The organism is Corynebacterium choanae (assembly GCF_003813965.1).
In the GTDB taxonomy this organism is placed as follows: domain Bacteria; phylum Actinomycetota; class Actinomycetes; order Mycobacteriales; family Mycobacteriaceae; genus Corynebacterium; species Corynebacterium choanae.
Map to the genome: position 1 here is coordinate 249,124 of NZ_CP033896.1, position 21,048 is coordinate 270,171.

The following is a 21,048-nucleotide window of genomic DNA, read 5'->3' on the forward strand; positions in this document are numbered from 1 at the left end:
TATCGGCTTCCACGCCTCAGCGTGATATTAGGCCGGGCTAAATTCGATGTGGAGGTGGTGCAGCTGTGGCGGCCAGCTGTCCGCTAGGGTGGAGACCATGATTGATGCTGCTGACGCTATTGTTGCTGACCGTCCGCTGTTGGTTTCCGCGACGCCCGGGGAGATTGAACATGTGCACACGGATCTGCCACGGATTGTGGTGGGGGTTGGGGGGATGAACGCCGCGATTCACTTAACTGCCGCGTTGACTGCTGCGAAAGCGAAGGGTATTCAGCCGAGTTGTTTAATCAATGTTGGTACCGCGGGGGCGTTGAAAGCATCGGTCAGTGGGGTGTTTGAAATCGGTCACGTGTACAAGCATGACTTCAACGATGACGTGCTAGAAGCTATCGACGGCAAACCTGCTCTCAATGATCTGCTGTTGGAAACTTCGGGGGTGTTGCCGACGGCGACGCTTGCCACCGGCGATAGCTTTGTTGCGGATTCGGCTACGCGGGAACGGTTGGCTGGGAAAGCTGATCTTGTCGAAATGGAAGGCTATGTGATTGCCCGGATCGGGTTCGAGTTCGGTATTCCGGTGGTGTTGATAAAACAAACTTCTGACATGGCCGATGAGTCAGCGATCGGCCAATGGGCTGATGCGGTTGATGGTTCTTCCCGGCATTTGGATCGGGCGCTGGCAGCCTACTGTGATTCTGGGCATGTGGCAGCGGTGCCAACCCCGCAGCGTGCCGAGTTTCGCCGGTAGTTTGCCCATTGTGCTGCTGTAGCTGTGGCGGGCGTCGGCTATGCCACAGCCGACCTGTCGCCCGGCAGTTTTGGGCGTAACGCTCGTGGGTACCGGTGGCCAATCACACAGGATCCGACGTGGCGATGCTTGTTGTTGTCGGCCGCTATACTTCCGGGGTTATGGCGATCAACACGGTAGATGACTATTTAGCAACCTTAACCGATCAGCAACGGCCGGTGGTCGAAGCGATGCTGGAATGGGTGGGTAACCAGTATCCAATGTTGGAGCTGCGGATCGCCTGGAATCAGCCAATGTTTACCGATCATGGCACGTTTATCATCGGTTTTTCTGCCGCCAAGGGACATTTGGCGATTGCCCCGGAAGAGCACACTGTCGCCCATTTTGCCGCAGAACTCGACAGGCGAGGTGTGCGGCATACAAAAATGCTGATCCGTCAGCCGTGGGATGAGCCGCTCGACACGGCACTGGTTGGCGAACTTATTGACTATCAGCGGGAAACTAAGCGCGACGTGACGAGTTTTTGGCGGCCGAAATCCTAAGCGGCGGCACCGCCTGCAGGGGTGCCGCCGGAAGGGGTTGCCTGTTATTTTCGCCGCCGGGAGGTGCCGAAAATTGAGCGGGTGATCTCCCGGCCGAGTTGTCCGCCGACGCTACGAACCACACTGTCGATAAGTTTGTTGCGTTGTCTTGCGGCACGTTCTTGTTCACGCTGCCGCTCCTGCTCCTGCCGGCGCAGTGCTTTGGCTTCCTGCTCTAGGCGGCGGGCTTGCGCAAGTTGTTCTTTTTCCAACTGTTTGCGACGTTCAGCTTCGGCTTTCGCCTGGGCTTCGGCGGCGGCTGCGGCTTGCTGCTGTTGTAAGTGTTCCGCTTTGCGGGCGGCCAGTTTTTCAAAGGCGCTATAGGGGTTCATCGGTGCGCCGTATTTGATAGCCAGTCTGCTGCTTTCGTGAAGCTGCTGCAGTGTTGCTTGGTTTGCAGGTCCCATGACTGACTGTGGGGCATAGAGTTTGGTGGGGGCGACCGGGGTGGGGATGCCGCGGCCGTCGAGCACACTGATAAGTGCTTCACCGGTACCAAGTTCAGTGATGCGTTTGCTGAGATCAAGTGGGGAAACCGGGAGTGAATCGACTGTTGCCCGGAGTTGTTTTTGCTCTTTCGGGGTGAATGCGCGCAGCGCATGCTGGATTTTTGCCCCGAGTTGGCCGAGGACTGCCTCGGGCAGGTCGGTGGGGTGTTGGGTGATAAAGATAATGCCCACCCCTTTCGACCGGATGAGTCGGACGGTGTGAATGACTTGGTCGATAAATGCTTTGCTGGCATCGGCAAACAGCAGGTGTGCCTCATCGAAGAAAATGGTGAGGCGGGGTTTGTCGGTGTCCCCAACTTCGTCGAGGCCGCTGAACAGGTCGGCGATCAGCCACATGATCAGGGTGGTGGCTAGGCGTGGATTGGTGGCCAACTGTGGCAGGGAGAGTAAGGAGATGATCCCTTGGCCATTGTTGCTGGTGCGCAGCAGATCCCGGGTGGCAAAGTCAGGTACGCCGAAGAAGTCGTCGCCGCCTTGGGCTTGCAGCGTCGCGATTTCCCGCAGAATCACACCGGCGGTGGCGCTGGAGATGCCGCCGAGGGTTTTCAATATGGGTTTCCCTTCGTCGCTGAGCAGATAGTCGATGACTTCCCGCAGGTCGGTGAGGTCGATGAGTTCGAGGTGTTCTTTATCCGCCCAGTGGAAGATGAGGGTGAGTGCGGATTCTTGGGTGTCGTTGAGACCTAAGACCCGGGCGAGTAGGAGTGGTCCGAAGGCGGTGACCGTGGTGCGCAGGGCAGTTGCGGCAGGCTGGTTGTTGACGGTGAAGTATTCGATATTGAATGCTTGTGGCTGCCAGTGTTGCCCGAGTTCGCTGGTGCGGGCGAGGAGTTTTTCGGTTGGTGTTCCTGCTTCGGCGATGCCGGTGAGATCCCCTTTGACGTCGGTGACGAGGCTGGGTACACCGGCACGGGCGAGTTGTTCGGCGAGCAGCTGCAGGGTGCGGGTTTTCCCGGTGCCGGTAGCACCACTGATGAGTCCGTGCCGGTTTAAGGTGGCCAGCGGAACACTGATTGGTACTTGCGCCAAGGCGGAGCCATCCTCGTCGATCATTGCGCCGATGGTGATGCTGGGATTGGTGTCGGCGATGTGCCGATAGCTGGCTTGTACTTCCGCCGGATAGCCGGAGAGCGGGGTGCTGGCGGCGGGTTTGTGCAGGTTTGGTGATTCGGCGGCTGCGGTTGCTGCAGCAAGAGCTGCGGCGGCAGCTTCAGCTTCGAGGCGGGCGGCTTTCGCGGCAGCGGCAGCGGCAGCGGCTTGCAGGCGGGCAATCTCAGCGTCAGTCATGGTTAGTACTGTAGTCGGCTTCGATCACCGTGCTTGGGTATCGGTGGGGTGTCTGTCGGGTTGGGTGTTGTTCGTTGGTGGCGCTGGAGTAGCGCGTCGTGAACTTCACGGGATCCTTGGGGGTTGGTGGCAACATTCACAATGCGATCACAGCCTATTGACACCGAAGAAGCGCACGCCGCTGTGGTGCGGGTGCGCTTCGCTAGGGTGGCAGCAGTTGCGCTGCGGCTAGGTTATCGGATGGGAAGGCTACTGCTTGAGGTCTTTTTCTTGTACCTGAGCTGGTTCCCGAGTGCCTTCGGCGGTTGCATGCCGATGAGCGGGCATGAGTTTGGTGAGACGGCCACGGACTTTCTGCAGGCCACGCTTCGGATTGAAGTGTGGATCCCCTTCAGCGGTGACGATTTCAATCTCGTCGACAGTGATCTCCCCGGTGCGCAGGCTCACCAAGTCGGCGTGATAGCGCAACCAGACGGCGACTGTTGCCGCAACAGGAACGGCCAGGAATGCGCCGACGATGCCGAAGAGGCCACCGCCGACAGCCACCGACAGCAGCACAATCGCCGGGTGCAGGTTCATTGCCTTCGACTGCAGCATCGGGCTAAAGACGTTGCCTTCGAGCTGTTGGACAATAAGGATCAGGGCGGTGACGATCAGTGCCGAGGTCACCCCGTTGGAAACCAGTGCAACCAATACGGACAGCACACCGGCCGACACGGCGCCGACGATTGGAATGAATGCGGCGAAGAATGTGATCACTGCCAGTACGAATGCCAGCGGCACCCCAAGGAAGAACAGGCCAAGCCCGATGAGTACGGCATCGATCAAACCGACAGCTGCCTGGGCACGAATATATCCGGCAAGCGTATTCCAGGTGCGGGTGAGCAGCTCAGTGAGATGCCAGCCAACATTGTTGCCCGCGTTGCGGCGCACCCAGGGGAGGAATTTGTCGCCATCTTTTAAGAAGAAGAAGGTGAGCACCAGCATTAATGCGCTGGTTACGGCGACTGACGATGCGGTGGACAGTCCTGCCGCCACCCCGGAGGCAATATTTGCGGCCTGTTCCTGGGCTTTCGCTAACGCCTCATTGGCGACCTCGTTGAGCTGGTTGGCGTTGATCTGAAGCGGACCGTCTTTCAGCCATACTTCGAGTCGTGCCACGCCTTCGAGTGCTTGCTTGTACAGCTGGGTGGACTGATCCGCTACGCGCGGCGCCATCGCGGCAAATAGTGCACCTAGCAGGCTAAACCCACCGACGAGCACAATCAGTGCAGCAAGGGCGGCAGGAACCTTGTGTGCTCGCATCCACCGCACCGGGGGCCAGAACACGGTGGTCACTAAAATCGCGAGCAGCACCGGCAGCAGCCCCGACCAGATGGTCGACAGCACATTCCATAACAGGTAAGCGGCAACGCCGATCACCAGCAGACGTAGTGACCAGCCGGCTAACCAGCGGCCGTCCATGCCGATAATCTCACCCCGGTCGATTGGCTTGTCGCGGGAAGCTTCAATTGTTGGTGACGGATCTTCCGTCACTTCGGCATCCCCCTCAACCATAGAGACAACCTTCTCTGGAAGGTCGTTGGTGGCATCAAGCTCACCAGGATAGGTATTTTCACTCATAGTCGCATTATTGTTCCATATAACCTGTTATAAACCAGTAAATACCTTTTGCGCTGCGGAAACTATGGCGGTAGCGGGTGAGGTGCGGGCAGGGTTTACAGCAGTTTTCCCGTCTCGACCACACCCCAATTGGCCGTAGTGGTGGGCAAGGGTGGGCTTGGGGCTGGCCGGTAAAGGATGAGCTGTGTGGCGCAGCGGGTTGTCGTGTGCAGCGGTGGGTTGTTGTGCGGTGTTCTGGGTGGCCAGTTGGGTGTCGTGTGGATGGTTCCTGCGCTTGGCGCAGGTGGGCACTGGGGGTGCGTCATCTTCCCTGCGAAAAAAGCAACGCACCCTGCGGCATGTGTTGCTTTTCTCAGGCAGTTGGAGTGTGCCTGAGAAACAACGGACGCTGCAGGGTGCGTGAGTGCAACGAGCGGGAGGTTGATCCCGCTCGGCGGGGTGAGCCTAGTCGGCGGCTTGCTTGATGTAACCGAAGCGGTGGCGGGTCATCGAGACGGCCTGCTCTAAGTAGTAGGGCAGAAGTTCCCGACGGCCGGAGGCAACCGGGGTGCGGTCGATGATCACTGAACCGGATTCGGCAGCAGCCTCGTAGAGCACTGGTGCGACTTCGCCGATGGCACGCACCCGCATACCGCTGTTGCGACGGATCCGGCGGGCGAGCACATCGTCGGCGACGATCTCAACAAGGTCAGCAATAGGGCCTAGTGGTTCGAGGAGGCTGGCGTTGCCGGCGGTGAGCACAATCTTGGTGCCGGTGGCTTCCGCCGCGAGCAGCTGCCGCAGGACGTCTTTGACCTCATAGTTGTGGCCAAGACGAATGACGAGCGGTTCGAGAAGGTTCTTGTAGCGGAACACGTTCGATTCGACAACCAGACCGGTTTTGTCGTGTTCGACACCGAACTCGACGGCAATAGCATGCGCATCGGATTCGGCTGCAGCCCGCAGCCACGCCAAATCATCGGCAGTGAGTTCATCGCGGAACAGGCGACCGAATTCTTTGAGCATCACTGCGACGTTGCGGCTGACCGAGCCGCGTGGCAGCGCATCGACGTCGTCGTCGGCCCAGGTGCCCAGGTGTGCCACATAGTTTGGGCCACCAGCTTTAGCACCTTCACCAACAGCAGAGTCTTTCCAGCCGCCGAAGGACTGGCGCTCCACGATGGCGCCGGTGATGCCACGGTTGATGTAGGCGTTGCCGACTTCCACGTTTTCCCGCCAGTGGGCGATCTCCCCTTCGTCAAGGGAGTGCAGACCACCGGTAAGACCGAAGCCGGTGGTGTTTTGCATCCGGATGGCGTCGTCGAGGGTATCGGCCCGCATAATGCCAAGCACTGGGCCGAAGCATTCGTGGGTGTGATACCAGGAGCCTTCTTTGACACCGTCGCGCAAACCAGGTGACCACAGGGTGCCTTCAGCGTTCAGCTTTTCTGGTTTCACCAGCCAGGATTCGCCCGGTTCCAGCTGGGTGAGTCCGCGCAGCAGTTTCTCCGATGGTGGCTCGATGATGCCGTTCATGGTGGTTGAAATGTCGGTGCCAGGACCCACCTTTAAGGTTTCCACAGCGTCGACAAGCTGGCCTAGGAAGCGCTGCGAGCTGCCCACTGAGCCGACCAGGATGACCAGGGAGGCGGCGGAGCATTTCTGACCGGCGTGGCCGAATGCTGACTTGTAGACGTCAGCAACTGCCAGGTCGGGGTCAGCCGACGGGGTGACAATGATGGCGTTTTTGCCAGAGGTTTCCGCAGATAGTGGTTTGGTCGGATCCCAAGAGCGGAACAGTTTCGCAGTCTCTGAAGCACCGGTGAGGATGACATGGTCTACCTGCGGGTGGGAAACCAGATGTTTCCCGGCGTCTGCCTCGTCGGCGTTGACTAGCTGCAGTACTTCGCGTGGAATACCAGCCTCGTGCAGGATGTCGATGGCCACCTCGGCGCAGCGCAGCACCTGTGGGGCGGGTTTGATAATGACTGCGGCACCAGCTGCCAAAGCAGCAAATACACCACCGAGCGGGATCGCGACAGGGAAGTTCCACGGCGGGGTAACCAGGACTACCTTGTGCGGGGTGAAGGTTGCCCCCTGGACACGATCCAGGTCGCGGGCACACTGGCCGTAGTAGCGGGCAAAGTCGATGGCTTCGGAGACTTCCGGATCGGCTTCGCCGACGGTCTTACCAGCTTCGTGGGTCATCACGGTGATGAGTTCGCCACGGCTATTGGCGAGCGCGTCAGCTGCCCGGTCGAGCAGGGCGGCACGTTCTTCACCGCTGAGCTCTGCCCAGGCTTGACTTGCCTCATGGGCGGTGGCTACTGCCTTATCGATAGCAGCAACATCGGTGACCTGTGCAGATTTGCGTGGACCTGGGTCGGCGGCCAGCACCTGCAGTGCCCAGTCGCGGTTGACCTGGAGGGAAGGATCGGTGTCTGGTTCACCCACAAAGTGGCCGGGGCGAGCCTCCGACAGGCAGCCAACTTCATTGGCTGCTTCTTCACTACGGTTTTGGGTGCGCCGGGGACCTGCGAAGGTTTCCCACCGCTGGTTGACCGCATCGAGGAAGCGCTGCTTTTGCTCCTGCAGCGGGGTGAGCCCGTCAGGTCCGGTGACCTCTGGGGCGAACAGGGCGTAGAGGAAGTTTTCCTTCTCCCCGTTTTCTTCTAGACGCCGCACCAGATAAGACACGGCAACGTCGAAGTCTTCATCCTTGACCACTGGGGTGTACAGAATCAGGTCGCCGACCACATCACGGACGGCACGCGCCTGGGATGGAGCCATGCCTTGCAGCATTTCGATGTCGAGCTGCCGCTGCACGCCACGGGCAACCGACAGCTCGTGTGCCATCGCCACGGTGTACAGGTTGTGCGAGGCGACACCGATTCGAACATGGTCGGCATGTTCTGGCTGCAGCACCCAGTCCATGAGGCGGAAGTAGTTAGCATCAACCTCAGCCTTGGTGAGATATGGTGCCTGCTCCCAATCGTGCACCTCAGCCTCAACCCGTTCCATCGACAGGTTCGCACCCTTGACAAGGCGGATCTTGATGGGTGCGCCGCCCTTGGCGGTGCGCTCATGTGCGAACTCGGTGAGTTCCTGCAAGGCAGCAAAGGTATCTGGCAGGTAGGCCTGCAGCACGATACCAGCTTCAAGGCCTAAGAATTCGTCCTCGCTGAGCAGTTCCTTGAACAGGCGGATCGTTAAGTTGAGATCCTTATACTCTTCCATATCCATATTGATGAATGGATGTGGACTGCGGGCGACAGCTGCCCGATACAAGGGGCGCAGTCGGTTCTTCAAGCGTTCAATATTGCCGTCAATATCCCACGGGTTGAGCTGGGCGCACACCGAGGACGCTTTGATCGACACATAGGTCACCCGCGGATTCTGCAGGAGTTTAATGGTCGAGTTCAGACGCTTGGTGGCTTCTTTCTCGCCGAGCACCGCTTCGCCCAGCAGGTTAAGGTTCAACCGGAAGCCCTGTTCGGCGGAACGGTCAAGCAATTCGTTGAGGGCTTTACCATCGGCGTCGAGGACGAGGTGACCAACTAGCTGGCGCAGCCGTTTGCGAGCAATTGGCATCACGACACCCGGCAGCAGTGGGGCGGCGATCGACCCGAGGGTGACCAGTGATTTGTCGACGGTGCCAACAAAGTCTGGGATGAGCGACTTGCCGGCAAAGGGGCTAGCCAGGCGGGCAAGTTCGCGGGCGGCAACCGTGTTATCTTCCGGCCGGGCAACCCGGTCGACGAAGCTCATGGTGAAGTCGATGCCGCGAGCATCGTGGACAAGCGCTGCCAGCTGCTCGGTGGACTTGGCTTCCTGCTTTGATTCGCCGGTGCCGGTGGCATCCAGCCAACGGCGCGCTAACGTGATTGCCTTTTCGACAACCTGATCCATGTCACTGCTATTTGGCAACGGGGTATGTGCGGGAGTGTTCATCGCTTGAGAAACCACCAACTTCACTTTCTCGGGCGAACCAGTAGAAGGCGCCCGGACGGGTTACGGACAGTTGTGCAATAACACTTTCCCCACGCCCTGCTGCAGTAGGCTGCAGCCTGCGCCCGACCACCCCCTCACAACGTGAGTATTAGCCGGATTTAACTGTCATTAGCGCAGCTTATGGCACAGTTTTGGCAGCGTGGGAAAAATTGACAGTCCCCATAGTAGGGGAGAGAACCCCAAATTGTCAGGGCGGCAACATTGCTCATGGTTTGTGACAGTGCCCACAACCGGGTGTATGGCGACCCTGCGTGTCTGAAACGCGCAGCGCACTGCCACAAAGGGGGCTATCATCCCCGCTCACCCCTGCTATACCCCCGATAGTCTCAGTGGTCACGAATTTTCTGCACGCTTGCCCGAGAAAAGATAACACCAGTGTGTCTAGCGACCGGTTCTATTGCCGCAGCAGTTTGTAGCGAGGTGGCAATGCCCAAAGTCGAAGGTGGCAAGTGGGTCATGGGGAAGGGGGTGCGGGGGCACTGCAGTCAACAACCAGGTATGAAAGCTGCAGCTGCCAACCCGCCGCGGGGGATGTGGCTAACTGCGAGAGAAAACTGTGAACGCGATAGCGGGTGGGATTGGTGGGGTTTTTCAAGCCGGTAACTCGATCGGAATTATGGCCACTAGCTGGGTGATGCGGTGGTTACGCCGGGGGTGCAGGCGAGCGCTATGGCATAGATCACTGGGCTAAAACCTTAACTCAAGCTTAGGGATTGCTACTATCGAATGAAGGCTCAGGTTATGGCTATTGCCGACCGCAAGGCCTAGGTATCTGCATGGGAAGGAATATTTCAGATGCCGCTGCTTACGATTATTTCACTGTACTTACCAAGCTGGGAGTTTCTCATGCACAAGCGCCTTCTTTCCATTGTTGTCACTGCAGGTATTGCAGTGTCTGCCACCATTGCACCTGCCTCCGCACTCACCGTCGATAAAGGCACCGTGCAACAGCAGGTGCAGCGCGCCCTGGAAGCCAAGTGTGAAGCGCTGCCAAATGCGCCGTATGTTGGCGCCCTCATCAAGTGGATTATGCCTGGTGAAGGCGAAGAGAAGAAGACCGTCGATGAACTGAAGGCCATACTGGATACTAAGTTCGACGAGAAAGCTGCGTACAAAAAGCTCATCACCGATCGTAAAAATGCGCGAGTACAGATCAAGGAAGAAGACGTTCCTGGTCTGCGGGAATTCATGATCGCCAGCGTGTTGGTTCGCGCCGTGGAATGTGGCTGGGTTGCTGATCCAGAAAACAAGATTCCGACCATCAAGCAAGAACTGGACAAGCAAGTCGAAAAGAACAACAGCTGGTCGAGTATCTTTGAATCCTTCTCTTCAGGGCTGTCCTCCTAGCCGAATCGCCGGCAAAGCGTCAGCGGTGAGCTCCTTGCCTAGTGCACCTGCTCTGCGTTAAGCGTCGAGTCTCAAGCAATCCCCTGCGAAGGTTCCAAGTGAACTTTCGCAGGGGATTGTTGTGCTGTGCACCCTGGGGGTATGCAAGGTTTAGCTGCATACTCGGCACGCTGCGGTTGGGCAGTGTGCTGCTGCCTGGTCGTGGGCGGTAAGGGGGCAGCTGTGCTGGCCAGATTCCACCCCTGTCTTCACTTGCGCACGTTTTATGGTGATAACCATTACCTTTTGTATTGCAAAGGGGTATCGCTGCGCTAGATTAAGAGCAGAGTGTTGTGCTTTTGTGTGACAGTGCAGGAGCAGATGCTCACCGCCTCCTGTCGACCGTTTCCTGCTCGATGTTGTTCAGACAATGCACAGGGTCGTTGATGTATCGGCGGCGGCGTGACCCAGTAAACGCTAAAGGAATACCATGACCACGCAGACACTTCGACGAAATCGGCGCGCAATGGTGGCAAGTTTGTGCACCGTGGTGGCGGGGATTGCCTCGATTGTGACGGTGAACCCGGCGGTGAGTGAGGAACGAGCCACTGCCCACCGTTTGACGATCGAAGAATTTAAACAGCAGCAGCAGTCATGGTTGACGGCCAGCTGCGATACTGTACGTCTTGCGGTTGGCAGTAATGGTTGCCACCTTGATCAAGTTTCCCGTGAAAGCGCTTATCAACTTGTCCGCCACGGGGACAACTTTATTAATACGGTGGCATTCCCCACTGGGACTCCCTATGACGTGCGGAAAGAAACCATTGAGGAGCTGCGGGAATATCAAACTGGTCTGATTTTGGATGCTGCTGAAAAGTGTGGTGCATTCAAGGGGCTACAGCCGATTGTCACTGAGGCTAGTACTGAGGCGTGTGTCATGCGTGGCAAGCTGCGACCTTCCGGCGGTATGCCCGGCCCTTCGATGCCTATCAGCAACGGGCTTTCTTCCGCATTGTTTGGTTCCTCGTAAATGGTGGTGTCCCGGTAAACCTTTTTCAGGGCACTGACGTGCCTGCTTTGCCCCACCTGATGGTGTTTGCACATCGACAGGTGGGGTGTTTGTCTGTGCTCTTGGGGAAGGATCAGCGACCGTTCGTGTGGCCTCCATGGAGTTCTGGTTGCACGTTCGTGCGGTGCCCATCCACTATGGGGAAACCGAGGTGTGGCCACTATTTGGGGGCGCACGAATGCTGCAGCGATGGTCGGGAAGGGTCGGGTCTGTGCTGCTCGTACTGTGCCGTGCTGTGGTGAACAGTGCACCGATCAATCGGCATCGGCAAGGGTGAAAGTTGAGTCAGGGGTGCGCAAGTTTAGTAGGGGGAAACGGCCTGCTTGCGCCAAGTTGATGGCACTTCGACGTTGGAAGCGACGGACTGTTTAGTAGGAAAACGGCGCTTTACCAGCGTAAATAGCTGATGTGATCTAGAACACAGTAAAAAGTTGAGTCATTATGGAACAACTTTGCGGGAAGCTCCGTTGTGATGGGTGTAAGACATTGAGTGACATACACTCAAGAACCTTGTATAGTGGCTCACGTTGCTAAAACTTGAGTCACCGGGAATCAAGTTCTGTGGGTTTGGGACGGCTTGCTTTCCATCCCCATCCGCGGGACTCCCGGCAAGAGTCAACACAAACGATTCCCTGCCGCAGGCGGGGAAGTGAAAAACAAAACTTGTTAAGGAGAACACACAATTATGGGACGTGCAGTAGGTATTGACCTTGGTACTACGAACTCTGTTGTCGCCGCACTCGAAGGTGGCGAACCGGTAGTTATCGCTAACGCTGAGGGATCCCGCACCACGCCATCGGTTGTCGCTTTCGCCAAAAACGGTGAAGTGCTCGTAGGTCAGTCGGCAAAGAACCAGGCGGTCACCAACGTTGACCGCACCATCCGCTCCGTGAAGCGGCACATGGGTGGCGACTGGACGGTCGCTATCGATGACAAGAACTACACCCCGCAGGAAATTTCTGCCCGCACACTCATGAAGCTCAAGCGCGACGCTGAAGCTTATCTTGGTGAAGAAGTTACCGATGCAGTGATTACTGTTCCGGCTTACTTCGAAGACGCACAGCGTCAGGCCACTAAGGAAGCAGGCCAGATCGCTGGGCTGAACGTGCTGCGTATCGTGAACGAGCCAACTGCTGCGGCATTGGCTTACGGCCTGGAAAAGGGCGACAAAGAACAAACCATTCTCGTCTTTGACTTGGGTGGCGGCACCTTCGACGTTTCCCTGCTGGAGATTGGGGACGGTGTTGTCGAGGTTAACGCTACCTCCGGCGACAACGAACTCGGTGGTGACGACTGGGATCAGCGCATCGTCGACTGGTTGGTAGAGAAGTTCAAGTCGCAGCATGGCATCGACCTCACCAAGGACAAGATGGCCTTGCAGCGTCTGCGGGAAGCTGCAGAGAAGGCAAAGATCGAACTGTCTTCCTCTCAGCAGGCTTCCATCAACCTGCCATATATCACCGTTGACTCCGAGAAGAACCCACTGTTCTTGGACGAAACCCTGTCCCGTGCAGAGTTCCAGCGCATCACCGCTGATCTGCTTGAACGCTGCAAGAAGCCGTTCAACCAGGTCATCAAGGATGCTGACATCTCCGTCAACGATGTTGACCATGTGGTGCTCGTCGGTGGTTCCACCCGTATGCCTGCGGTGCAGGAACTCGTGAAGGAACTCACCGGTCGTGAAGCAAACAAGGGCGTCAACCCTGATGAGGTTGTCGCTGTTGGTGCTGCACTGCAGGCTGGCGTGCTGCGCGGTGAAGTGAAAGATGTGCTGCTGCTGGATGTCACCCCACTGTCGCTGGGTATCGAAACCAAGGGTGGCGTGATGACCAAGCTCATCGAACGCAACACCACTATTCCGACCAAGCGCTCGGAGGTGTTCACCACCGCTGACGACAACCAGCCTTCGGTTCAGATCCAGGTCTTCCAGGGTGAGCGTGAAATGGCGGCGATGAACAAGCGGCTCGGCTCCTTCGAGCTCGGCGGTATTGCACCGGCACCGCGTGGTGTTCCACAGATCGAGGTGACCTTCGACATCGACGCCAACGGCATCGTGCACGTCACCGCAAAGGACAAGGGTACCGGTAAGGAAAACACCATCAAGATCCAAGATGGTTCGGGGCTTTCTCAAGAAGAGATCGACCGGATGATCAAGGATGCGGAAACCCACGCTGAAGAGGACAAGAAGCGCCGCGAGGAGCAGGAAGTCCGCAACTCGGCGGAGGCTATGGCCTACCAGACCCGCAAGTTCGTCGAAGACAACGCTGACAAGGTCTCGGAAGATCTCAAGGCAAAGGTTGAGGCTGCGGCGAAGGAAGTTGACGAAGCACTCAAGGGCTCCGATATCGAAGCCATCAAGAATGCTGTTGACAACCTGTCGAAGGAATCCCAAGAAATGGGCAAAGCTATCTACGAAGCTGAAGCAGCCCAGGGTGCCACTGAAGCAGCCGATGCTGAACCAACCGATCCAAACGTTGTCGACGCTGAAGTCATCGACGACGAGGAAGAGAAGAAGTAACCCATGACCAACCCTGATCAACCGGCAGCTGGCGCCGCCGACGTACCCCCGGAGAACGCCGCAACCAACGGTGAGCAGGGTGCCGACGTTGCCGCTGACCGCACCACCGGTGCGGCAGCGGACAGCACGGGCAATGCTTCTACCGACCAGCAGGCCACTGAGAAGTCCACTTCAGAGGAAGAACTCCTCGCCGCACTCGAACAAGACCTCGAATCGGCAACCGATGACGTGGACGAGTCCGCAGCGCTGGCCAACCAACTGCAAGAACGCACCGAAGATCTCCAACGGGTCACCGCCGAATACGCCAATTTTCGGCGCCGCACCGACCGGGATCGGCAAGCACTCATCGCCTCCACTAAATCATCGGTGGTAGCTAGCTTCCTGCCTGTACTCGACGATCTTGACCTGGCAAACCAGCATGGGGATCTCACCGGTCCTATCAAAGCAGTCGCTGACAAACTCGAGTCGGTATTCACCGGACTGGAAGTGCGTCGCTTCGGTACCCCGGGAGATAGCTTCGATCCAGAAATTCACGAAGCTGTGCAGGATCTCTCCGCAGGAGAAACCAAGGTGCTCGGCACGGTGCTGCGCCCCGGCTATATGATCGGCGACAAGCTTATTCGCACCGCCATGGTGATCATCGACGATCCAGCAGCAGAGGACACGAACCCATCTGCAGCTCACAGCGACGAAGATCGCAGCGGCGAATAACGCTCCGCTTTCGTGAGGCGTTCTTGACGCCATAGCTACAACGCGCCTGCACAGGTGATGCACATCGTCACCGGCAGGCGCGTTGCTACTACGCGGCGCAAACAGCATCCACAACCTGGACATTGTTTACGCTGTATCAATCAGCAGAACACTGCTTGAACACATATTCTTCATCCAAGAAAGGGGGATGAGGCCCGTGACTTCGCGGGAATGGGCGGAGAAAGACTACTACGCGGATTTGGGGGTCTCCTCCTCCGCAACTGCCCAAGAAATCAAAAAGGCGTATCGGAAGATCGCCCGGGAAAACCATCCGGATACCAAACCCGGTGACAAGGTAGCGGAAGAGCGCTTCAAAAAAGCTGCCGAAGCCTATGATGTCATCGGCGACGAGACGAAACGCAAAGAATACGACGAGCTGAAAACCATGCTGAAAAACGGCGGCGGATTCCGTGGATTCGGTGCCGGGCAAGGGGGCTCGGGTTTTCCCGGCGGGTTTCGATCGGCGACGGAAAACATCAACCTCAACGACCTCTTCGGACAGTCCGGGGCTGGATTCGGTGCAGAAGGCTTTGCTGGGGATTTCCTCGGTGGCCTTTTCAACGGCGGCGGTCATTCTCGTCGATCAGCTGCGCCGGCGCGGGGGGCGAACGTAGAAACCGAAGTCACCATCGACTTTGCGGAAGCTGTTCTCGGCTCTACGATCACCCTGGATCTGCGGAAAAAAGAACGCTGCCAAGACTGTCAAGGTAGCGGATCGAAAAACGGCAAAACGAGCGTCTGTCCGGACTGTCATGGGCAAGGGGTCATTCGCAACGATGCTGGCCACTTTGGTATGGCCAGCCCATGTCCGAAGTGTCAAGGCACCGGCACCTATATTCCCGATCCCTGTCCACACTGCCGGGGCACCGGGACGCAAATGCGGACGAAAACAGTGACCGTCCGTGTTCCGGAAGGATTCGCCGGGAAACGACTTCGTGTTCCTGGGGAAGGTGAAGCAGGGCCGAATGGGAAACCTGCCGGTGATCTCATGGTGCGGGTGCATGTTCGCCCCGATCCAGTGTTCACCCGCGACGGCAACAATTTGCACGTCACCGTGCCAGTGTCCTTCGACGAATTAGCCCTTGGTGCCACGATCACGGTACCGACTTTAGGGAAACCAGTCCGGATGAAAATCGCCCCAGGCACCCCAAATGGCCGTACCTTGCGGGTCAAAGGTCGCGGTGTGCCAAATAAGCGCAACACTGACGGGGATTTGATGGTTACCCTCGACGTACAGGTGCCAACAAATCTCAGCGTTGAAGCGTCGAACCTGCTGCGGCAGTATGCGCAAGCAGCCAACAGCAGCGGTGCTGATCCGCGGGCTGATTGGGCGGGTAATCGCCGGCTCTAAGCCGGGCGGAACTAACACTGCTATCACCGGCTTTGCGAGTTATCCGCCGTGAACCATCATCCAGTCAAGCCCACCGGATGATGGTTCACGGTGCCGGAGCAAAGCTGTGCAGACACCACCGAAGGAGGTGACAACACACAATGGCTCATCGTGAACCAGCCGACCACTACGCCGAATACTATGTGATTTCTGTGGCAGCCGAATTGGCTGGCATGCATGCCCAAACTTTGCGCACTTATGACCGAATGGGGCTGGTCACTCCGAAACGCACCCGCGGGGGCGGACGGCGGTATTCGCCACGCGATATTGAATTGCTTCGCCGGATTCAAACCCTCAGCCAAGATGACGGGGTAAACCTGGCCGGTATTAAAGAAATCCTGGCTCTTACCCGTGCCAATGAGCAGCTTCGACAAGAAAATGAGGCGCTTCGCCAGCAGCTGCAGGCTAAGGAACATGCTGCGTCACGAAACACTGGCGAACTTGTGCATGTGCCACGTTCCACAGCGGTAGTGATGTGGCAGCCACGTCGCCGCCGAAATGCCGAATCCTCTTAATCTCGAACTGCGCCGTTGGTCGCCGGCGGATACGTGAGTCTCCGGCGGATACGATGGCGCTGTAGCGTGTGACAATGGCACACCGCTTCACTAGTAGCCTGCTTTTTGAGGCTCTTTGCGCCATGCTGGGTAACGGTATTGTGCCAATGGGTTGTCTCCCATCAAGGACTAGCCAAACCAGCGGTGCGTGCAGCGGTCATGTTCCGGGCTTGGGAATGGTTCGCCGCGCGCGAATGCCTGCAATGCGGCAACAAGTTCAGGACTTGCAAAATAGTCGCTATGCCCGCCACAAATTGTGTGTGCGTCGGCACCGAAGTTGGGATCGGCTGGATCGGCACCATAAATACCGCTGGTTTCACTCGTTAAAATATCGATCGGATCACGCGAACCGATACCCACCCACACTGGCACATCCCGGCTGTGCCCACTGCTCGAGAGCAGTGAAAACTCGGCAACATTGGACACCCCTGTCCCTGGAGAACCGATCAACAGCAGGGCGTCACAGTACAGTGGCAACGATTCGGTCGCGGCCCGCCCAGCGGTCAGTGAACCATAGGAGTGCGCCACGATCGCTAAACGTTGTTGGGGATTGTGGATCGTTTTCCGCTTTGCTAGCTGATGTTGAAAATGGTGTAACGCGACACCCCCGTCGTCGCTTGGTTTGCTCCGCAGGGCGCCAGCCACGCTGGTCGGCGGATCGTAGCCCATCCACGCAATGGTGGCACTACCGGTGCGCGCTGAAAGCTCGGATGCCCGGGCCAGATGCGAATCCCACTGGGCGACCCCGGCACTGCCGACTCCGGACACATTGGTTACCAGCGTTGGGGCAGTGTCCAGATCGCCGAACACGGCCGCAATATGGGTTTGATCAATACCGATAATCTGCATCTGCGGGTAGCGTGCCACCAACGGCGCAAGGCGCTGCGCATACACCGGGTTATGCACAATATCGTCATGGATTTGCTGGGCTGAAACTTGTTCATATCCCGGAAAACCAATACCAATCGGCATGACCGGTGCGCTGGTGGTAATCGGGGACGGTTGGGCAGGCGCGAGCAGCGCCCCACCAACATCGTGCGGCAATATGGTCGGTTCACTCGGTAGTGCGGCCGTGTCGTCAACGAAACGCCAGCCGGCGGGAAACAGACGTGGAATATCAGCGGCGAGCTGCTGCAAGAGCCCATGAATTGCTGTCGCCACAGAGGTGTCGATTGCTTCCCGGGTAGCGGTGATCTCCCGGAGGAGTGCAGGTGTTTTCGCCGACAGCTCATTGGCGCCGACAAGTTGTGATTGCGCCATTTGTAGTGTCTCCAGCAGATGCCGATAACCATTGCCGGCTTGGATAAGCAGTGCCGCACAGGTACGAAACAGGGAGATGAGTAGGACAAGATAGCGATGGATTTCGGTGCTGCGATGGGCAGCTGCCTGAATTGCAACCCCCTGATCTGTACCGATCGCAATGCGCCACCAACGGTGATAGTTATCGCTGGTGTGTTGCATAATCTGCGACTGGTGATGAAACTGCTCACCGGAGTGTTTCGTCTCTTTGGCTAGTTGGCTGATCTCGGCGAGTGCTTGGGCGAAGGTGGTCATGGTTAGCCTCGCAGACAGCCCCGCAGCTCGCTGGCAAACTTGGCATCTGTTGCCGCCACATCCTGTTGAAAATGCTGATAACTTCGGCAGTGGGCGGTGGCTGTTGCATACAGCTTGTGTAGCACTTCATCGGTGATCTCGACGAGACTGTCTAACGCTGCGGCGGTCGCCGGATCACCAACCGGTTTCGGCAGCGTAACCTCCCCCAGGGTAGGCAGGGTTTGCTGGGCTGACTGCGGGTCGGCCATCACCACCATCGCCGAAGCTAAGGCACTGCGTTTCTGCTCGGCTTGCGAAGCGGTGCCACCCAATCGGGACGGGTAGAGTGCCGCGGGGTTGCCCGGTAGAGCCACCACATGTTGTGTGGCGCTTAAGGCGTGGTGTGCAACGTCTGTTTCGGCGTGGTCAATATGCAACATGTGCGGTAATCCATCGTTGTTGGAGCGGTGCAACACCCATCATTGGACAGACTGCAAGCATCTGCTGGGGGAGTGCTGCTGCTGTTGTGGACAACCCGGTAAGTGCGGTTTGATTCTCCACAGAAAGTTCAGATGCGAAGCTTGGAGGGGTGCCACGGTTGCCTGCTGGCCGCGACGGTGATGCCGGCTGCTGCAGGATTGATAGGAACACAGTCTGCTGTGTGCCAAGTCATCAAGCTCGTGCAATGTATTCCGCAAGGGGTGGGCGCCGGGTGGTGTTGCTGCAAACACGCCGCCTGGCATGGTCAACTAAGACAGATGATGACCATCAGCAGGAGCACAACCCGCTACAATGCGGGGGCATGAAGATCGCTCTTGCACAACTCCAGGCAGTTTCCGACTGGGAGGAAAACTGCGACCGAATTGTTGACACGATTGCTACCGCCGCGGCTGACGGTGCCGAACTTGTTGTGTTTCCCGAAGCGATGATGCGAAACTTTGCTGCCGGCAAATTAGCTGACCACGCGCAGCCTATCGATGGCCCATTTGCGTCCCGTATTCGCCAAGCAGCTGCAGCCGCCAACATTACTGCGGTGGTGGGGATGTTCACTCCGGCGCCAACCCGCCGGGAAGCTGGCGAAGCTGCAAGTGGCGACAATGATGCTGATCGGCCACGGGTGTATAACGTTGCGTTGGTGACCGGACCGGATGTGCACGAGATGTATCGAAAGATTTATCGCTACGATGCGCATGGGTTTACCGAGTCGGCTACTGTTGCCGCAGGCAGTACACCGTTGTCGTTTTCGGTTGGTGGTGTCACGGTGGGGGTAGCGATCTGCTATGACCTGCGGTTTCCGGAGTTGTTTGTGCATCTTGCTCAACAACAGGGATGTCAGATTATTGTTGTTCCGGCATCGTTTTCTGACGGGCCGGGCAAGGTTGATCAGTATCGACTGTTGCATCAGGCCCGGGCACTAGATAGTACTTGTGTGCTAGTTGGCTGTGATCAGCCACGCCCCGGCGGGAAACAAGCGCTCGGTCAAGCCGATGGACCAACAGGGGTGGGGCATTCGCTCGTGGTGGCTCCCGACGGGCGGATTCTTGCGGAGTTAGGGGCGGATGAAACCGTCGATATTGTGGACGTCCCAGTGGAGTCGGTTGCCACACTGCGGGAGTCGCTTCCGGTGCTACAGCTGCAGCGGGCACCGTTTGTTCCCCCGGTGGGTCAAGGATAGTAATCCTTTGTCCCGGTACGGTCAGTGCCGCTGCGCCGGCTGGTCGCCTGGTGGGGTGGGTTAGCCTTGGTCGGTGAAAATATTGCCGGCAGGGGTGCCGCCGTCGATGAGTGCGGTGACGATTTTGTCGGTGTTTTCCGGGGATGCGCACACGGTGATGGTGCGATCTTCCCACGTGCCATAGGAGGACACTATGTCGCCGATTTCGCCGTGTTGCATGAGGTGGAGTCCGCGGGGTGCTGTGCAGTCCAGGGTGGGTTTGACCCAAAACTCGTCGGTTTCGTGGAGCGCAACTGGGGTGACAGCGAGCCATGGGTTGCTTGCCGCAAGCTGCCACAGGCCGCGAAGATCATAGAGTTCACCTGGATAGTCGGCGCCGAAAAATAGATGTGCCCGTCTGCCGGCTGCACCTTGGGTGGCCATTGCGATGAGTTGTGCTTTGATGGGGGCAAGGCCGGTGGTGTGGGCGATAAACAGTCGATCGCTGGTGTCGGTGTCGTCGTAGACGACTGTGCCATAGGCGCGGCTGATGGTGAGTTGTTCGCCGGCGGTGATGCCCGCCAGACGGCCGGTCACGGAAAGTGGGCTGTCGGCTTTAATGTGGAATTCGATTTCCCCGGCTGGGTTTGCGGGAAGTGCCGGCGAAAGATAGCGGAAGTGTCCTTGGATCCGGTTGGCGGTGACTGCAACATATTGTCCCGGTTCCCATGTCCAGGGGCGATCAACGATAGCGCGGACAACCGTGATGCGGCGGCAGCGGCGAACGGTTTCGACGACGGTGGCGGTGGCACCGGCGGCGTAGCCGGCGGCTGCTTCCGCCCGGGCTGCGGCGGCTGCCTGGGCGAATGCTGCCGCAATAACGGTAGTTGCCTGGGTGATGTAGCCCCCGGGAATTCCTTGACAGTGGTTGGCGACCGCAGCGCTCACGCATTCACCCAGTATGGGGTAGTGATCCGGGTCGATTCCAAGGAGTCGAATTTGGCAGCCGAAGTCCGCCACAATCTGCAGAATATCGGTGGGGATTTCTCCGCTGGTGGGGGTGGCGCTGAGCAGCCAGGCGAGCATCTCCGGGAGATGGGTGAACATTGCTTGGGTGCGCACCGGCAGCAGCAGACGATCCTCGGGGCAGCGGCGAATATAGGCCTCCGTGATTTCGGCACGCAGTGGCTCAGCATGGGCGCTCACTCGAGCAGCAACGAATCCAAGCTTGTGTGCCTTCATGGCGTATAAGTGTATCTGGCTTTTCCCCGCCGCGGCCACGCTGCCATAGCACCGGTATATATCGCAGGGTGGTTCACTGCTGCGCTAGCAGGGACGGTATCGGGAAAATGACTCGGCACGGGCATGCTTCAACGCGGGGTGACAATCATGTGGTGGATTGTTGCATGGCGTGTATCCAGGCGGAGGTGCCGACCTGTCAGCTGCCAGGATTGCAGTCGTGATGCTTCCCCGGGGCGTGGAGAACGACCACACCCCACCGTGGCACGGCCTGGGG

Annotated in this window: 15 protein-coding genes; 9 read left to right on the forward strand and 6 right to left on the reverse strand. The window is 58.1% G+C overall.

Going from position 1 to position 21,048, the window contains the following annotated elements; all coding sequences use genetic code 11:
• Nucleotides 1–97 precede the first annotated feature (97 nt).
• Both CCHOA_RS00875 and CCHOA_RS00880 read left to right on the forward strand, forming a co-directional pair.
• Complete coding sequence (locus tag CCHOA_RS00875; RefSeq protein ID WP_123925824.1) at nt 98–748, forward strand: nucleosidase; 651 nt, start codon at nt 98–100, stop codon at nt 746–748.
• Between the two features lie 125 nt (nt 749–873).
• Nucleotides 874–1,290, forward strand: a complete 417-nt coding sequence (locus CCHOA_RS00880; protein ID WP_281273294.1) for an iron chaperone — start codon at nt 874–876, stop codon at nt 1,288–1,290.
• Nucleotides 1,291–1,334: 44 nt separating this feature from the next.
• Here the strand turns inward: CCHOA_RS00880 and CCHOA_RS00885 are convergent, their stop codons facing one another.
• From CCHOA_RS00885 to CCHOA_RS00895, 3 genes are all read right to left on the reverse strand, one after another.
• A complete protein-coding gene (locus CCHOA_RS00885) occupies nt 1,335–3,125 on the reverse strand; it encodes a helicase HerA-like domain-containing protein (protein WP_123925826.1) in 1,791 nt (596 codons plus the stop codon).
• A gap of 249 nt (nt 3,126–3,374) precedes the next feature.
• Nucleotides 3,375–4,748, reverse strand: a complete 1,374-nt coding sequence (locus tag CCHOA_RS00890) for an AI-2E family transporter (protein ID WP_123925828.1) — start codon at nt 4,746–4,748, stop codon at nt 3,375–3,377.
• Nucleotides 4,749–5,192: 444 nt separating this feature from the next.
• On the reverse strand, nt 5,193–8,678 hold the full coding sequence (locus CCHOA_RS00895) for a proline dehydrogenase family protein (RefSeq protein WP_123925830.1): 3,486 nt from the start codon (nt 8,676–8,678) through the stop codon (nt 5,193–5,195).
• A gap of 906 nt (nt 8,679–9,584) precedes the next feature.
• Here CCHOA_RS00895 and CCHOA_RS00900 point away from each other — a divergent pair.
• The 6 genes from CCHOA_RS00900 to CCHOA_RS00925 all read left to right on the forward strand — a co-directional run bounded on the left by CCHOA_RS00900 (nt 9,585) and on the right by CCHOA_RS00925 (nt 16,306).
• Nucleotides 9,585–10,085, forward strand: a complete 501-nt coding sequence (locus tag CCHOA_RS00900) for a hypothetical protein (protein ID WP_123925832.1) — start codon at nt 9,585–9,587, stop codon at nt 10,083–10,085.
• 469 nt (nt 10,086–10,554) lie between these two features.
• A complete protein-coding gene (locus CCHOA_RS00905; RefSeq protein WP_123925834.1) occupies nt 10,555–11,094 on the forward strand; it encodes a hypothetical protein in 540 nt (179 codons plus the stop codon).
• A 724-nt stretch (nt 11,095–11,818) separates the two neighbouring features.
• The gene (gene dnaK, locus CCHOA_RS00910) at nt 11,819–13,651 is read left to right on the forward strand and encodes a molecular chaperone DnaK (protein ID WP_123925836.1); all 1,833 of its coding nucleotides are present in this window, start codon (nt 11,819–11,821) and stop codon (nt 13,649–13,651) included.
• A 3-nt stretch (nt 13,652–13,654) separates the two neighbouring features.
• Nucleotides 13,655–14,362 (forward strand): nucleotide exchange factor GrpE, encoded by a 708-nt coding sequence (gene grpE, locus CCHOA_RS00915; RefSeq protein WP_123925838.1) that lies wholly within the window; start codon nt 13,655–13,657, stop codon nt 14,360–14,362.
• Nucleotides 14,363–14,558: 196 nt separating this feature from the next.
• On the forward strand, nt 14,559–15,752 hold the full coding sequence (locus CCHOA_RS00920) for a DnaJ C-terminal domain-containing protein (RefSeq protein ID WP_123925839.1): 1,194 nt from the start codon (nt 14,559–14,561) through the stop codon (nt 15,750–15,752).
• 140 nt (nt 15,753–15,892) lie between these two features.
• Nucleotides 15,893–16,306 (forward strand): heat shock protein transcriptional repressor HspR, encoded by a 414-nt coding sequence (locus CCHOA_RS00925; protein ID WP_123925841.1) that lies wholly within the window; start codon nt 15,893–15,895, stop codon nt 16,304–16,306.
• A 168-nt stretch (nt 16,307–16,474) separates the two neighbouring features.
• Here CCHOA_RS00925 and CCHOA_RS00930 read toward each other — a convergent pair whose 3' ends face one another.
• Nucleotides 16,475–17,899 (reverse strand): alpha/beta hydrolase, encoded by a 1,425-nt coding sequence (locus CCHOA_RS00930; protein ID WP_123925843.1) that lies wholly within the window; start codon nt 17,897–17,899, stop codon nt 16,475–16,477.
• 2 nt (nt 17,900–17,901) lie between these two features.
• Nucleotides 17,902–18,318 (reverse strand): hypothetical protein, encoded by a 417-nt coding sequence (locus tag CCHOA_RS00935; protein ID WP_123925845.1) that lies wholly within the window; start codon nt 18,316–18,318, stop codon nt 17,902–17,904.
• Between the two features lie 362 nt (nt 18,319–18,680).
• Here CCHOA_RS00935 and CCHOA_RS00940 point away from each other — a divergent pair, with 362 nt between their 5' ends.
• Nucleotides 18,681–19,553 carry a carbon-nitrogen hydrolase family protein gene (locus CCHOA_RS00940; protein ID WP_123925847.1) on the forward strand — a complete coding sequence of 291 codons (873 nt, stop codon included), beginning with the start codon at nt 18,681–18,683 and terminating at the stop codon, nt 19,551–19,553.
• A 60-nt stretch (nt 19,554–19,613) separates the two neighbouring features.
• Here CCHOA_RS00940 and CCHOA_RS00945 read toward each other — a convergent pair whose 3' ends face one another.
• Nucleotides 19,614–20,774 carry a ferredoxin reductase domain-containing protein gene (locus CCHOA_RS00945; RefSeq protein WP_123925849.1) on the reverse strand — a complete coding sequence of 387 codons (1,161 nt, stop codon included), beginning with the start codon at nt 20,772–20,774 and terminating at the stop codon, nt 19,614–19,616.
• Nucleotides 20,775–21,048 lie beyond the last annotated feature (274 nt).

Bases quoted from the DNA above. Each gene is read 5' to 3' on its own strand.
- CCHOA_RS00875 (WP_123925824.1), top strand. From the start codon at position 98: ATGATTGATGCTGCTGACGCTATTGTTGCTGACCGTCCGCTGTTGGTT.
- CCHOA_RS00880 (WP_281273294.1), top strand. From the start codon at position 874: ATGCTTGTTGTTGTCGGCCGCTATACTTCCGGGGTTATGGCGATCAAC.
- CCHOA_RS00885 (WP_123925826.1), bottom strand. From the start codon at position 3,125: ATGACTGACGCTGAGATTGCCCGCCTGCAAGCCGCTGCCGCTGCCGCT.
- CCHOA_RS00890 (WP_123925828.1), bottom strand. From the start codon at position 4,748: ATGAGTGAAAATACCTATCCTGGTGAGCTTGATGCCACCAACGACCTT.
- CCHOA_RS00895 (WP_123925830.1), bottom strand. From the start codon at position 8,678: ATGAACACTCCCGCACATACCCCGTTGCCAAATAGCAGTGACATGGAT.
- CCHOA_RS00900 (WP_123925832.1), top strand. From the start codon at position 9,585: ATGCACAAGCGCCTTCTTTCCATTGTTGTCACTGCAGGTATTGCAGTG.
- CCHOA_RS00905 (WP_123925834.1), top strand. From the start codon at position 10,555: ATGACCACGCAGACACTTCGACGAAATCGGCGCGCAATGGTGGCAAGT.
- dnaK (WP_123925836.1), top strand. From the start codon at position 11,819: ATGGGACGTGCAGTAGGTATTGACCTTGGTACTACGAACTCTGTTGTC.
- grpE (WP_123925838.1), top strand. From the start codon at position 13,655: ATGACCAACCCTGATCAACCGGCAGCTGGCGCCGCCGACGTACCCCCG.
- CCHOA_RS00925 (WP_123925841.1), top strand. From the start codon at position 15,893: ATGGCTCATCGTGAACCAGCCGACCACTACGCCGAATACTATGTGATT.
- CCHOA_RS00930 (WP_123925843.1), bottom strand. From the start codon at position 17,899: ATGACCACCTTCGCCCAAGCACTCGCCGAGATCAGCCAACTAGCCAAA.
- CCHOA_RS00935 (WP_123925845.1), bottom strand. From the start codon at position 18,318: ATGTTGCATATTGACCACGCCGAAACAGACGTTGCACACCACGCCTTA.
- CCHOA_RS00940 (WP_123925847.1), top strand. From the start codon at position 18,681: ATGAAGATCGCTCTTGCACAACTCCAGGCAGTTTCCGACTGGGAGGAA.
- CCHOA_RS00945 (WP_123925849.1), bottom strand. From the start codon at position 20,774: ATGAAGGCACACAAGCTTGGATTCGTTGCTGCTCGAGTGAGCGCCCAT.